The following is a 12,856-nucleotide window of genomic DNA, read 5'->3' on the forward strand; positions in this document are numbered from 1 at the left end:
TCGGCGTCGTCGGCCCAGCCACGACACCAAGAGGTCCGGAATGACCACGTTGCCGACACCCACTCGCACCCAGCTCTTCATCGCCGGCGAGTTCACCGACGGAACCAGCTCGGAGCGCTCGGAGGTGATCAGCCCCGTCACCGGTGACGTCATCGCGTCGATCCCCGTGGCCGGCACCGCCGAACTCGACGAGGCGGTGCGACGTGCGCACGAGGCGCAGCGGGAGTGGCGGAAGCTCGGCGTGTTCAAGCGCGCGGAGATCTGTCACCGCGTCGGTGATGCCATCAACGCCCGCGTGGAGGAGCTCGCCCGCCTGCAGACGCTGGAGCAGGGCAAGCCGCTCGCCGAGTCGATCGCCGACATCGCCGAGGCCGCGCAGCTCTTCCACCTCCACGCCGAGGACGCCCTCCGTCTCTACGGCGAGACGCTGCCGTCGAGCGACATCGACAAGCGCATGTTCACCTGGCGCGCGCCGGTCGGTGTCTGGGGCATCATCACGCCCTGGAACTTCCCGCTCCTCATGTTCAGCGAGTTCGTCGCCCCGGGCCTCGCGACCGGCAACGCCTGCATCGTCAAACCGCCGAGCAACACGCCCCTCGCGGTCCTCGCGGCGATGGACTGCCTCGTCGAGGCCGGCGTCCCGGCCGGGCTCGTCAGCGTCCTCCCCGGCGACGGCGCGTTCGGTTCCGAGCTCGTCTCCCACGACGGCATCGACGCGATCGGCTTCATCGGCTCGTCCGCCACTGGCGCGAAGATCGTCCGTACCGCCGGCCTCAAGCGATCGCTCATGGAGTGCTCCGGCAACGGCCCGATCGTCGTCCTCGAGGACGCGAACATCGAACGCGCCGCGAAGGCCGCCGTCGACTCCGCGTTCTACAGCGGTGGGCAGGTCTGTTGCGCGACCGAGCGGCTCATCGTGCACCACAACGTCCACGACGCCTTCGTCGAGGCGGCCCTGGCCTACGCGAAGGCGACCGTGCGACTCGGCAACCCCTTCGACGAGGGGATCAACCTCGGCCCGCTCAACAACGAGGGCGTCGCCGCGAAGATGGACCGCCACCTCGACGAGGCCCGTTCGCTCGGCTTCGACATCCTGCTCGGCGGCGGTCGGGCCACCGGCCACCCGACGGACCTCTACTACGACTTCACGATCGTCGACGGGGTCTCCGAGGACAGCCTGCTGTCGCGCGAGGAGTCGTTCGGTCCGGTCCTCCCCATCCTCACGGCCAAGGACGACGACGACATCCTCCGCATCGCCAACGCCGACGCGCTCGGCCTGCAGTCCGCGGTGTTCACCGAGAGCCTGTCGAAGGCCTACCGCTTCATGGAGGAGCTCGAGACCGGCCAGGTCATCGTGAACGACTCCAACGGCTGGTGGGACATCAACATGCCGTTCGGTGGCGCGGGCGGCAAGGGCACCGGCTGGGGTCGGATCGGCGGCATGTACACGCTGCACGACATGACCGACCTCCGCACCGGAGCGATCCACGTCCGCTAGTCGGACCGATCCGCCGATCGGCGACCTCCCTCGGTCCGCTCGATCGGCGTCGCCTCGGCCGGCCGCCCGCGTTCGGGTCGGTCGGTCGGCCGGGGCTCGTGGCTCGGGTGGGGCGGACACCGCACCCGGGCCGCACGGCTTCCCTCGCTACGCTTGCCAGATGACCATCCGCCCGCTGCCGGAGGAGCCACATGAACGACCTTGACGACATCGACCGTCGGCTGATCGCGATCCTGCAGCAGGACGGACGGAAGGCGTTCTCCGAGATCGCCACCGAGACCGGGCTGCCGGCGTCGTCCGTCCGCTACCGGATCCAGCGACTCGAGGACACCGGGATCCTGCAGATCGTCGGCATCGCGAACCCGCTGTCGATCGGCTTCGACCACCTGGCGCTCATCGGCATCCGCTGCGAGCCGGGGATGGCGCGTGGGGTGTGCCAGGAGCTGTCGAAGCACGCGGAGACGAGTTACGTGGTGCTCACGAGCGGCGGCTTCGACGTGATGGTCGAGGCCGTGTGCCGCGACATGGACCACTACAAGACCTTCCTCCTCGACACCCTGCAGCCGACGCCCGGCGTGCGATCGACCGAGACCTTCTTCGTCCTCGAAGCCCACAAGCTCGCCTACGGCTGGGGCGTCGGGTAGGTCGTCGGGCCGCGCCGACCCGCCCCCTCGTCTTCGTCCTGCTCAGAGAGGTACCTCATGACCGACCACCTGCTCGCTCCCAACACGGTGCTTCAGGGTGCCGAGGTGGCGCTCGCCGACAACCCGCTCGCGCCAGCGGACGTGGTCTCGGGGTCGCCGCGGAGCGGGATCCTGTCCCTCACGGCCGTCGGTGACACTGAGGTGGGCGTCTGGGAGTTGGGTGTCGGTGTCGTGCAGGACACCGAGATCGACGAGGTGTTCGTGGTCCTCTCCGGTGAGGCGACGGTCGACTTCGCCGACGGCACCCCGTCGCTGGAGCTCCGCGCCGGCTCCATCGGCCGGCTCACCGCCGGCGCCCGCACCACCTGGACGGTCCGCGAGACCCTCCGCAAGGTCTACATCGCCTGACCCGCCCGGCGCGGCAGCAGGACATCCGCCCGACAGCAGGACGCTTCGCGCCCGCCCGTCCTGCTCTCGCGCCGATCTCCTGCGTTCCTGCCACTCCGGTCCCTGAGCTCAGCCTCATCCGGTCCCTGAGCTTGTCGAAGGGCTCCGGGGTGACCTCCTCTCTCGGGGCGGTGTTCTCGGTGTGCACTTCGACAGGCTCAGTGACCGGGGTGGGTTCTCCGATCGGGTGCCTTCTTTCGGTCCCTGAGCTTGTCGAAGGGTTCTCGGGCTGGCCTCTGCTCGCCGGGTGGTGTTCTCGGTGTGCACTTCGACAGGCTCAGTGACCGGGGTTCCTTCTCCGACCGGCTGCCTTCTTTCGGTCCCTGAGCTTGTCGAAGGGTTCTCGGGCTGGCCTCTGTTCGCCGGGTGATGTTCTCGGTGTGCACTTCGACAGGCTCAGTGACCGGGGTTCGTTTTCCGACCGAGGTCCGTCACCGCGGCCGCAATAGGCTTGTCGCATGAACCTGCGCACCGTCGAGCTCGACCACACGGACCACGCCGCCCTCGACCTCTGGTGGGGTGCAGCGTCCCGCGGCTTCCTCTCGAAGCCCGAGACCGACGTGGCGGTGCGTGCCGAGCGGCGTCAGCTCCTCGTCGGCAGCTCCATCCTCGGGGTCTACGACGACACCGCGGCCGAACCACTCGTCCCCGTCGGCACGCTCGGTTCCTTCCCGACCGCCCTGTCGATCCCCGGTGGCTCCGTCCGCGCCCTGGCCATCACCGAGGTGACCGTCTCCACCTCGCACGAACGTCGCGGTATCGCCCGATCGCTGATGGAGAACCGACTCCACCACGCGAAGGCCACCGGTGCCGCAGTCGTCGCGCTCACCGCGAGTGAGGCGACCATCTACGGCCGCTACGGCTTCGCCCCGGCGACCTGGGAGTTCACGCACGAGGTCGACCCCAAGCGCGTCGCTTGGCGGGGTGCGCCGCCCGCCGGCCGCGTCCACACGCTCGACCCGCGCTCGCTCGCCACCGTCGCACCCGGGCTGTTCGAGCGCTCCCGCAGCACCGGTGACATCGACCGCGGGGTCGCGTGGTGGAAGCAGGCCCTCCGTGAGGTGACCATCCGGCACTTCAGCCACGGTGAGGGAGACACGCTCGCCCTCCGCTACGACGACGCCGACGGCGAACCACAGGGTTACGCGCTCTACCGCGTCGGCGAGGAGTGGGGCACGATCGTCGTCGACGACCTCGTCGCCACCACCCCGGAGGCCCGCTACGCGCTCTGGCGGCACCTCACCGGGATCAGCCTCACCACGAAGGTCACCTTCCACCAGGCTCCGACGGTCGAAGCCATCCAGTGGCGACTTGTCGACCGCCGCGCCGTCAAGACCACCGCGCGAGCCGACTCGCTCTGGCTGCGCATCGTCGACGTGCCGACCGTGCTCGGTGCGCGCCGGTTCACCGTCCCAGCGGCGTCCGAGCGTCGCGAACACCTGCTCGACGTCGAGGACGCGCTCGGTCTCGCCGGCGGTCGGTTCGCGCTCCGCATCGACGAGCACGGTGCCGCGGTCGCAGAACGCCTCGGCGACGTGCCGGAGTCGGCCGACGACGACGACGACGCTGTGCGCCTCACCATCAACGAGCTGTCGGCGGTGCTCCTCGGCGGCCCGCGCGTGTCGGCGCTCGCCGAGGCAGGGCTCATCACCGGGTCATCGGAGGCGGTCCGAGCGCTCGACCTCGCATTCGTGACGGAGCAGGCGCCCTTCCTTCGGACGCACTTCTAGGTGCTACCCGCCAAGGTGATGTAGCTCGGCCGATCGATCAGGGAGCGGTTGCGCCGAGGAGGATCGCCGCGGCCGGGAGGGCGAGCAGCATCATCCAGCCGGTGATGAGCGCACCGACGAGGCCTGCCAGGAGGGTGAAACCACCGATGGTGGCGGCAAGGGTGCGGCACAGCTGGCGTTGCTCGGCCGGGATGCTGCGGCGCAGGGTGCGGGGAAGTGCCGCGAGCTGCGGGCGTGGGGTGCGGATGGAGCCGGTGGTGGCGGGGTGCTGCAGGGTCGTCATCGGGGTCGGGTGGTTCCTGGTCGGGTTCGGTCGGGAAACGCGCTTCGGGGACGGCTGATCGGTCAGATCCGGATCTGTATCTTGAAGTGCAGATTTGTTATACACCGTGGTAGACGTGCCTGCAAGTCGTCGGCGGCGCACACGCATGACGCCGCTCCACAGGCGCCCGATCCGCGCTCGCCGCGTCATGCCCGCCAACTGTCGAGCCGTCGACCGGCTCCCGATCGATACCGTCGCTGCAGCATCGTGACGGCCATCGTCGCGGCGCACGGCCAGACAGGAGTATGCGTGGACACGATCCCGGACGAAATGACCACCGACGCGCGCGCGGAGGCGCCGCCAGGGCGCCGTTCCAGGTCGCTCGGGCGGCGCTCGATCGTGGCGATCGTCGTCGCAGTGATCGCTCAGCTGAGTGTGTTCGCGCTGCTGATCGTCTCCTGCACGGGACAGGTCGGTGAGCCGCGGGGTGATCGTGCTTCGCCGGTGGCCGAGGCGCCGGCGATGGACCCGAGCGCTCCTCAGCGTGACGACGAACTTCCCACCCGAGACGAGGTGTTCGCCGTGGCTGCAGACCTCCTCGGGCAGATGGTCAACACGGCGACGGGCGGGCAGCCGTTCGCGTTCTCGCCCCAGGCCTCGGAGGCGCCCTGCAGCAGTCAGGCGCCGTCCGGTCGGGCCACGAAGCTGGCACGCATGGCCGTCGAGGTCGAGCTGCCGGTCGGAACGAGTCGCGCCGTGCTCGTCGACCTCATCAACGGGTACGTCCCGCCGCTCGAACTCGCGACCGACTCGGACGAGTTCCGGTCGAAGCTCATCGTGCCCTCGTACGGCGAGCTGGAGCTGTCGACGCAGCTCCGCGACGACGCCATCATCTTCGAACGGGAGCTCCGACCCGATGCCGACGTGCTGCGGATCACGGTCGAGAACGGCTGCTTCCTCCCGCCGATAGAGTGACATCCGTCGAGCAGAGGGGAGTGTCGCATGAAGATCGTCGTCGCAGGAGGCAGCGGGATGGTCGGGCGACACGTCGTCGCGGTGGCCCAGGAGCGCGGACACCGGGTGGTCGTGCTGTCGCGTTCCACCGGCGTCGACCTCGCCACCGGAGCCGGGCTCGCCCAGCAGTTGGAGGCCGCGGACGTCGTCATCGATGTGACCTCGACGGCCACCCAGTCCGCCCAGCAGTCGCGTCAGTTCTTCGGGGCGGTCACTCGCAACCTGCTCGAGGCCGAGGGCGCCGCAGGCGTGCCCCACCACGTCGCGCTGTCGATCGTCGGAAGCGACAAGGCGCCCTTCGGCTACTACGCGGGCAAGGCGCTGCAGGAGGAGCTCGTCAGCACCGGGCGCATCCCGTGGACGATCCTCCGGGCGACGCAGTTCCACGAGTTCGCGCAGCAGATGGTCGAGCGGTTCCGCTTCGGGCCGGTCACGATGGTGCCGACGATGACCTCACAGCCGGTCGCCGCGCGCGAAGTCGCCGAGCGCCTCGTGGAGCTGGCGGAGGGTGAGCCGCAGGGGCGCCCGGCCGATCTCGCGGGCCCCGAGGAACTGCGGATGACCGCGATGGTCAAGGCCTACACCGCGGCCACGGGCACCCGTGGCCCGGTCGTGCAGATCCCGCTGCCCGGCGGCTTCGGCAAGGCGATGCGCGACGGCACGACCCTGGCCGGCCCGGGCGCGCAGCGCGGTGTGCAGACCTTCGCGCAGTGGATCGAGGGGCTCAGCGCCGCTCGCTGAGCGTCAGCTCCGCTGAGCCGCCCGGACGTCCTGCATGAGTCGAGGCGTTCGCCATTCGCCGATCCGCTGGAACCACATGGACGGTGGGTAGGCGAGCCGGACGACGAAGTAGTTCACGTACTCGATGACACCCAGGAGCCAGACGAACGGGATGCCGATGGCCGCGAAGGGGTGGGCGGGGAACCAGACGATGATGCCGACGAGTCCCGCGAGCAGCAGGACCGCGTCGAGCGCGCGGAAACCGCGGTAGGTGGCGGCTAGTCCAGGAGGCATGGTGCGCTGCTTGACCCACCGCCGGGCGAGGAGCCAGTAGACGCCGGCCTGCACGAGGATCACCAGCAGCGGTACGAGGGCCGACCAGAACGCGAGCACATCGGTTGGTCGTTCGAGCAAAGGCAGCGCCGAGACGAACGCGACCCAGATGAACACGACGGCGGCGAACAGCTCGCCGAGTCCGAGGCTCAGGTACCGGCCCCGGAGGACCGTGCGGCGATCATCGGTCATGTCACCAGCCTAAACACGGTGTGCCGGGCCGGTCGAGTGCGCTCGACAGACCTTCAGGTGCTCAGAACGTGACGGTCGGCAGCGTCATGATCTCAGCTCCGTCCTCGGTGATCGCGATGGTGTGCTCGCTGTGGGCCGTGCGGCTGCCGGTCACGCTGCGGAGGGTCCAGCCGTCGGCGTCGGTGACGAGCTTGTCGGTGTCGGCCATGACCCACGGCTCGATCGCGAGGAGCAGGCCCGGGCGCAGCTTGTAGCCGCGGCCGGCGCGACCGTCGTTCGAGACGTGCGGGTCCTGGTGCATCGTCGTGCCGATTCCGTGGCCGCCGAACTCCATGTTGACCGGGTAGCCGGCGCCACGCAGCACGGTGCCGATCGCGAAGGAGATGTCGCCGATTTTCGCACCCGGCTTGGCAGCTGCGATTCCGGCGGCGAGGGCCTCCTGGGTGGTCTCGATGAGCGCGAGGTCTTCGGGGGTCGCCGTGCCGACGACGAAGCTGATGGCCGAGTCTGCGGCGATGCCGTCGAGGAGGACGGCGAGGTCGAGGGTGAGGAGGTCGCCGTCGGCCAGCGTGTAGTCGCGGGGGAGGCCGTGGAGGACGGCGTCGTTGACGGCGGTGCAGATGTAGTGGCCGAAGGGTCCGCGGCCGAAGGAGGGGGCGTAGTCGACGTAGCAGGAGACGGCGCCGGCCTCGAGGATCATCGCCTTGGCCCAGCGGTCGATCTCGAGGAGGTTCGTGCCGACCGTCACGCGGTGCTTGAGCGTGTGAAGGATGTTCGCGACCAGCTCGCCGGTGCGACGCGCCTTCGCGACCTCGGTGGGGGTGAAGATCTCGATCATGCGGGGCCCTTCCATCGGCGTGCTGCGTGCGTGGTGCGGTGGTGTTCGTGCCGCGAACGGCGCTCGACCAATAACTATACCGGTCAAACTATCCCGTACTACACTGGGCGCATGGTCCGCCTCCCGCTCACCCCCACCGATGTCGAACGCGGTCAGCGCCTCGGTGCGCTCCTGCGCGAGGCCCGTGGTGAGCGTTCGATGCTCGACATCGCCCTCGATGCCGGCCTCTCGCCGGAGACGCTGCGGAAGATCGAGTCGGGCCGCGTGGCCACGCCGGCGTTCTCGACCATCGCCGCCATCGCAGAGGTGCTCGGCCTCTCCCTCGACGAGGTCTGGGCGACGATCAGCCCGGCCCGGCGCGACACTGCCCCGTCCGGCGAGCGCCTGCGCGAGCGACTCGTCTCCTAGCTCGCTCCCGGTCCCTGCCCTTCGACAGGCTCAGGATCCGCCTGTCGAAGGGCCCTCGCACTCCCGCGGCCGTATCCGCCCGACGTGCCGCGCCGGTCCCTGAGCTTGTCGAAGGGCGCGCGCAATCGCGCGGCCGCGTCTTCTCGACGCACCACGCCGGTCCCTGAGCTTGTCGAAGGGTCTATGTCCGATCCCTACTGAGTGTCGCTCGTCGTCGGTTGGACCGGGCGGGTGAAGACGTTCTCGCTGATCTTCGTCCAGTCCTCGGCGGGGTCGAGCGCGGTGTCGACGACGGCGTCGGAGAGCACCGTGTACTCGTTGACGCTGTCGCTCATGCCGACGCGGTCGCCGCTACCGCAGGCTCGGAACGGCTGGGTCTCCGCGAAGACGATGATGCAGATCCGAGATTGCCCCTGCTCGGTCGCCGATGCGAGGAAGATCTCCGTGTCGCCTTGGACGGCGACGAGTCGGGTCGAGTCGGCGTCGATGGTGAACGGGTCGTCACTGCCGGCTCCGGTGGTGCTTGCCGGGAGACGATCCTTGTCGGCCTGGTCGCGCTCGAGGTCCGCGTAGCTCGTCACTCCGCCGGTGCAGGCGCTCAGCCCGGCGGCGAGTGTGAGCGCGATGAGTCCTGCTGCGATGCGTCGATGCATATGACGTCCCCCGATGTCGATTCCCGACAGCCTACGTCTCCTGCTCCGGGACGGCAGCCGCGACGGCCGACTCGCGGCTGGCGAGGGCGATGGCGACGATCCCGAGGAAGACGGGGCCGACGACACGGACCCACCCGTCGAGGATGACGATGATCGGGACGAAGAGGGACACGTTCGAACCCGCCGCCACGACGATGATCTGCTGGACGACCCACGATGCTGCTGTCACCGCCACGACCCAGAGCGGCGCGAGGTGCCAGGGGCGGGGCACGGTTCCGGCGCGCGCGATCTGCGTTGTCGCGATGGCCGCGAGCAAGAACTGGATGAGCAGGTCGATGTAGCCGAAGCTGAGGAAGGTCTCGACGGCGGCCGGGATTGTCGCCAGACCGCGGACGAACGAGCTGATCGTCATCCAGATGCCGAGCGCGATGAGGGCGCCGGTGCCGAGCGGGCGCCTCGCGGTCACGCTGCTGGAACGGTCCGAGCCGATCGCGAACAGGGCGATCGAGAAGACGGACAGGAACGTCGCGAGGATGCCACCGGTCGGCCCGAGGAACGACCCGATCTGGACGAGTGGGCCGAGGAGGACCGACCCGACCAGGAGCGCTCCGGCGATGATCCACACCTGCTTGGACCCTGACGTGACTGCGTTCGTTTCCCCCATGGGCGCCCAGTCTACGGACGGCCCTTTTTCCGCTTCGTGGATCCCAGGTCTCTGAGCCCGTCGGAGGGCGCGCAACTGTCCCCGGTCCCTGAGCGTGTCGAAGGGCGGCGGCCCCCTCGCGGTCCCTGAGCCTGTCGAAGGGCCTGCACGCAGGACCCGAGCTGTGTAGCGTGGCACGGATGACCGAGGAGCAAGCCGACCCGCACACCACCGGTTTCGTCGACGTGGACGGCGGTGCGTCGATCTTCGTCGAAGAGTCCGGCACCCCCGACGGCGTCCCAGCGCTCTGGCTGCACGGCGGCCCCGGCGGGTCGCTCGGCTCCGGCTGGTATCGCTCGCACTTCGATCTGTCGCGGTACCGCCTCATCGGCATCGACCAGCGCGGGAGCGGCCGCAGCATCCCGAACATCGTGGACGCGCGCGAGCAGCTCGACGAGCACACGACCCAGCGTCTGATCGCCGACATCGAGGCGGTGCGAGTCGCCTCGGGTGTGGAGCGCTGGGTCGTGGCCGGGGTCTCGTGGGGAACGACCCTCGCGCTCGCCTACGCGCAAGAACATCCCGATCGGGTGATCGCGCTGGCGCTCGTCGCGGTGACGACCACGAGCCGCGACGAGGTCGACTGGATCACCGAGGGCGTCGGCTGCGTCTTCCCCGAGGAATGGGCGCGGTTCGAGGGTGACAGTGGTCGGCGGGACGGCGAGCGGGTCGTCGAGGCCTACGCGCGCCGCCTCCGAGAGGGCGACGCGGCGGACCGCACACACGCCGCGACCGCCTGGGACCGCTGGGAGAGCGCGCACGTGTCGCTCGACCACCCGGAGCGCGTCGGTCAGCTGTTCACCGACGCGATCGTGCGCGAGGCGTTCGCGACGCTCGTCACCCACTACTGGAGTCACGACGGTTTCCTCACTGGCGACCGGGCGGTGCTGTCGCGGATGGACCGTATCGCGCACCTCCCCGGCGCGCTGGTGCACGGCCGCCGAGACATCAGCGGACCGGCCGTGACCGCCTGGCGGCTCCACCAGCTCTGGCTGGCGAGTGAGCTGACGATCGTCGAGACCGAGGGCCACGGCGGCACCGAGGAGAGCGCCGTGCTCCGTGCGGCCCTGGACCGCTTCGCGGCGCTGGGTCCCTGAGCCTGTCGAACGGCCGCCCCATCGTGCGGCCGACAATCAGCCGTCAAAGGCCGAGAACGGCGCCACCTGCGCATCCTCGCTGAGGACATCGACGATCTCCGCCGCGCAGTGTTCGTCGGGTTGCCCCGCCTCGTGGTCGGAACTCCAGCCGACGACCACTCCTCGCTCGAACCGCACTGTCGCCTGGAAGCAGGTGTACACGGCCGGGTCGACTTCGGTGCCGGTGACGATGATCCCCTGGAAACTGGCCTCGTCTCCGGCGTCGACCAGGTTGTAGATGACCGCTCTTCCGTCCTCCAGCCCGAGCGACGCCGGGTCATCGTCGCCATTCCAGTAGACGCTGGGGAAGCTGCCGTCGGTGCTGCGGAGCTCGGCGAGGAACACGTCATGATCGATCGCATGCGCGTCGGCCAGGGCTCTCATCAGCGGATCCTTGTGCTTCCAGATGGCGCGGGTGGCCGGTCCACCGACGTCGACCGGGGCGTTGGTCTGCGCACACGAGCTGAGCGCCGCGATCGCCGCGACAGTGATGGCGACCCGAAGCGCGCGTCGAACCGCAGGGGTGGGCGAGCTTCGCGGGTACATGCGGGCAGCCTACGCAGGACCCGCCAGCCCATGCGACACTCGACCCATGGAACCCGAGGTCGTGATCCGCGTCGCAACGCCGGCCGATGCCACCGGGCTCGCCGAGCTGAAGCTGATGATGTCACCTCCGGCCGCCCCGCTCGCCGACTGGGAACGGGCGCTGTTCGCACATGACCTCGTCTCGTGGATCGCGGTCGACCCCGACTCCCGGGTGTGCCTGGTCGCCGAGGTCGACGATCAGCTCGTCGGCATGGCATGGCTCGTCGTGTTCTCCCGCGCCCCCAATATCGGCGCACTCCGCCGACTGACGGGCGATGTGCAGAGTGTCTTCGTCCGCCCGGAGTTCCGTGGTCGCGGCATCGCCGGCCGTCTCGTCGACGGACTCCTCGACGCCGCACGAGCTCGCGACATCGGCCGGGTCTCCGTCAGCTCGAACGACGCGGGAGCGCCGGTCTACCGCCGCGCCGGGTTCGAGGAAGCGCCGCTGCTCCTCGAGTGGCGGGCCGACCGGAACTGATCCGGCTAGCCTCCAACGGTGGCTCTTCAAGAACTCATCTGGTTCGTCCTACTCGCCCTCGCTGTGGTCGTCGTGCTCATCGGGAGCATGAATTACGTCCGTCGGCCGAGCTGGCAGGGTCGGGCCTTCCTGATGCTCGTGCTCACAAGTGTGCCGACGTTGGTCATTCTGGTGATCGGCAGTCTCTCAGTGCTGTACGGCTGGAAGGTCCTGCTCGCGATCGCGCCGATGCTGTTGTTCGTCGGCGCCCTGCTGCAGATCGTCCACGCGAGTAGCGATGCCGACAAGCTCAGTGATGGCGCGCGCGACGCGCTCTCGCTCTCCGGCTGGACCGCCGTGCTCTTCGGCGCCGGGTGGGCGGTCGGCGACGCCCTGCTGTCGCAGGACTGGTCTTGAATGACGAATCGCCCCGAATGGTCGCTCCAGGACCTCCTGGACGACCACTCGAGGCGATTCGCGATGCGGCGTGACTTACATGTCGCGGTAGCGCTTGGCCTCGGCGACGAGTTCGCGCAGCTTGTCGGCGTCGACGTCCGGACCGTAGCCGGGGGTGTCGCGCTGGATGCGCCATCCCTCGGAGAGCGCGCCGATGTCGAGGGGCTCGAACCCGAAGGAGTCGATGAGCGCGGCGACCGTGGCCTTCGCGTCGGCGTCGTCACCGGCGATGACGAGGGCGCGGCGGTTCGGGGTGCCGGACGGCTTGCCCTTGGTGGTGAGGTCGGCGGCGTAGATGTGGTTGAACGCCTTCACGACCTTCGACTCCGGGAGGTGCGCCTGCAGCATCTCGGCCGTGGTGGTGGTCTCCTCGTCGAGCTCGGCGATGTGGCCGTCGCGCTCGGGGTAGTAGTTGTTCGTGTCGATGACGACCTTGCCCGCGAGCGGTGCGACGGGGACGGTGTCGATCGCGTGCAGCGGGATGGTGACGATCACGATGTCGCCACGCTCGGCCGCGTCGAGGGCGGTGCCGGCGGCGGCGTGCTCACCGAGTTCCGAGACGAGGTCGGTGAGCGTCTCCGGTCCGCGCGAGTTGGACACGATGACGTCGTGACCCTGCGCCACCGTGAGGCGTGCGAGCTGAGAGCCGATGTTTCCTGAACCGATGATTCCGATGGTTGTCATGTTCAGGGGAACGGCGGGTGTGGGGTTGGGCATTCCTGCTCCCGGCGATTCTCAGCGGACGTTCAACCGCGATTCCCGAGCTTCGTCCCAGTGCCG

Annotated in this window: 17 protein-coding genes; 10 read left to right on the top strand and 7 right to left on the bottom strand. The window is 69.2% G+C overall.

Features of this window, described 5'->3' with window-relative positions:
* Nucleotides 1–40: 40 nt before the first annotated feature.
* The 4 genes from IFT89_RS04725 to IFT89_RS04740 all read left to right on the top strand — a co-directional run bounded on the left by IFT89_RS04725 (nucleotide 41) and on the right by IFT89_RS04740 (nucleotide 4,319).
* The gene (locus IFT89_RS04725; protein ID WP_192020055.1) at nucleotides 41–1,498 is read left to right on the top strand and encodes an aldehyde dehydrogenase family protein; all 1,458 of its coding nucleotides are present in this window, start codon (nucleotides 41–43) and stop codon (nucleotides 1,496–1,498) included.
* 191 nt (nucleotides 1,499–1,689) lie between these two features.
* Entirely contained in the window at nucleotides 1,690–2,142 is a 453-nt protein-coding gene (locus IFT89_RS04730; RefSeq protein ID WP_056013555.1) for an Lrp/AsnC family transcriptional regulator, read from the top strand.
* Nucleotides 2,143–2,199: 57 nt separating this feature from the next.
* The gene (locus IFT89_RS04735; RefSeq protein WP_191941915.1) at nucleotides 2,200–2,550 is read left to right on the top strand and encodes a cupin domain-containing protein; all 351 of its coding nucleotides are present in this window, start codon (nucleotides 2,200–2,202) and stop codon (nucleotides 2,548–2,550) included.
* A gap of 497 nt (nucleotides 2,551–3,047) precedes the next feature.
* The gene (locus IFT89_RS04740; RefSeq protein WP_202938373.1) at nucleotides 3,048–4,319 is read left to right on the top strand and encodes a GNAT family N-acetyltransferase; all 1,272 of its coding nucleotides are present in this window, start codon (nucleotides 3,048–3,050) and stop codon (nucleotides 4,317–4,319) included.
* 37 nt (nucleotides 4,320–4,356) lie between these two features.
* Here IFT89_RS04740 and IFT89_RS04745 read toward each other — a convergent pair whose 3' ends face one another.
* The gene (locus IFT89_RS04745; protein ID WP_202938374.1) at nucleotides 4,357–4,602 is read right to left on the bottom strand and encodes a hypothetical protein; all 246 of its coding nucleotides are present in this window, start codon (nucleotides 4,600–4,602) and stop codon (nucleotides 4,357–4,359) included.
* A 288-nt stretch (nucleotides 4,603–4,890) separates the two neighbouring features.
* On the opposite strand from IFT89_RS04745, the gene IFT89_RS04750 reads away from it, so the two are divergent.
* Nucleotides 4,891–5,556, top strand: coding sequence for a hypothetical protein (locus tag IFT89_RS04750; protein WP_202938375.1), 666 nt, complete (start codon nucleotides 4,891–4,893; stop codon nucleotides 5,554–5,556).
* A gap of 27 nt (nucleotides 5,557–5,583) precedes the next feature.
* On the top strand, nucleotides 5,584–6,336 hold the full coding sequence (locus IFT89_RS04755; RefSeq protein WP_202938376.1) for an SDR family oxidoreductase: 753 nt from the start codon (nucleotides 5,584–5,586) through the stop codon (nucleotides 6,334–6,336).
* A gap of 3 nt (nucleotides 6,337–6,339) precedes the next feature.
* On the opposite strand, the gene IFT89_RS04760 is transcribed toward IFT89_RS04755, so the two are convergent.
* Nucleotides 6,340–6,840 (bottom strand): hypothetical protein, encoded by a 501-nt coding sequence (locus tag IFT89_RS04760; protein WP_202938377.1) that lies wholly within the window; start codon nucleotides 6,838–6,840, stop codon nucleotides 6,340–6,342.
* A gap of 61 nt (nucleotides 6,841–6,901) precedes the next feature.
* On the bottom strand, nucleotides 6,902–7,678 hold the full coding sequence (gene map, locus IFT89_RS04765) for a type I methionyl aminopeptidase (protein ID WP_079706538.1): 777 nt from the start codon (nucleotides 7,676–7,678) through the stop codon (nucleotides 6,902–6,904).
* Nucleotides 7,679–7,789: 111 nt separating this feature from the next.
* On the opposite strand from map, the gene IFT89_RS04770 reads away from it, so the two are divergent.
* Nucleotides 7,790–8,086 carry a helix-turn-helix domain-containing protein gene (locus tag IFT89_RS04770; protein ID WP_192020049.1) on the top strand — a complete coding sequence of 99 codons (297 nt, stop codon included), beginning with the start codon at nucleotides 7,790–7,792 and terminating at the stop codon, nucleotides 8,084–8,086.
* A 194-nt stretch (nucleotides 8,087–8,280) separates the two neighbouring features.
* Here IFT89_RS04770 and IFT89_RS04775 read toward each other — a convergent pair whose 3' ends face one another.
* Nucleotides 8,281–8,739 (bottom strand): hypothetical protein, encoded by a 459-nt coding sequence (locus IFT89_RS04775; protein WP_192020048.1) that lies wholly within the window; start codon nucleotides 8,737–8,739, stop codon nucleotides 8,281–8,283.
* Between the two features lie 31 nt (nucleotides 8,740–8,770).
* Nucleotides 8,771–9,403, bottom strand: coding sequence for a hypothetical protein (locus IFT89_RS04780; protein ID WP_202938378.1), 633 nt, complete (start codon nucleotides 9,401–9,403; stop codon nucleotides 8,771–8,773).
* Between the two features lie 179 nt (nucleotides 9,404–9,582).
* On the opposite strand from IFT89_RS04780, the gene IFT89_RS04785 reads away from it, so the two are divergent.
* Nucleotides 9,583–10,539 carry an alpha/beta fold hydrolase gene (locus tag IFT89_RS04785; RefSeq protein WP_202938379.1) on the top strand — a complete coding sequence of 319 codons (957 nt, stop codon included), beginning with the start codon at nucleotides 9,583–9,585 and terminating at the stop codon, nucleotides 10,537–10,539.
* Nucleotides 10,540–10,575: 36 nt separating this feature from the next.
* Here the strand turns inward: IFT89_RS04785 and IFT89_RS04790 are convergent, their stop codons facing one another.
* Nucleotides 10,576–11,124: a hypothetical protein gene (locus tag IFT89_RS04790; protein ID WP_202938380.1), complete on the bottom strand. Its 549-nt coding sequence runs from the start codon at nucleotides 11,122–11,124 to the stop codon at nucleotides 10,576–10,578.
* Between the two features lie 46 nt (nucleotides 11,125–11,170).
* On the opposite strand from IFT89_RS04790, the gene IFT89_RS04795 reads away from it, so the two are divergent.
* Both IFT89_RS04795 and IFT89_RS04800 read left to right on the top strand, forming a co-directional pair.
* A complete protein-coding gene (locus IFT89_RS04795) occupies nucleotides 11,171–11,641 on the top strand; it encodes a GNAT family N-acetyltransferase (protein ID WP_202938381.1) in 471 nt (156 codons plus the stop codon).
* An 18-nt stretch (nucleotides 11,642–11,659) separates the two neighbouring features.
* On the top strand, nucleotides 11,660–12,037 hold the full coding sequence (locus tag IFT89_RS04800; protein ID WP_202938382.1) for a hypothetical protein: 378 nt from the start codon (nucleotides 11,660–11,662) through the stop codon (nucleotides 12,035–12,037).
* Between the two features lie 75 nt (nucleotides 12,038–12,112).
* Here the strand turns inward: IFT89_RS04800 and IFT89_RS04805 are convergent, their stop codons facing one another.
* Nucleotides 12,113–12,793, bottom strand: a complete 681-nt coding sequence (locus tag IFT89_RS04805; protein ID WP_374190791.1) for an NADPH-dependent F420 reductase — start codon at nucleotides 12,791–12,793, stop codon at nucleotides 12,113–12,115.
* Nucleotides 12,794–12,856: the final 63 nt, after the last annotated feature.

The organism is Plantibacter sp. CFBP 13570 (genome assembly GCF_014841395.1).
GTDB classification, from domain to species: Bacteria; Actinomycetota; Actinomycetes; order Actinomycetales; family Microbacteriaceae; genus Plantibacter; species Plantibacter auratus.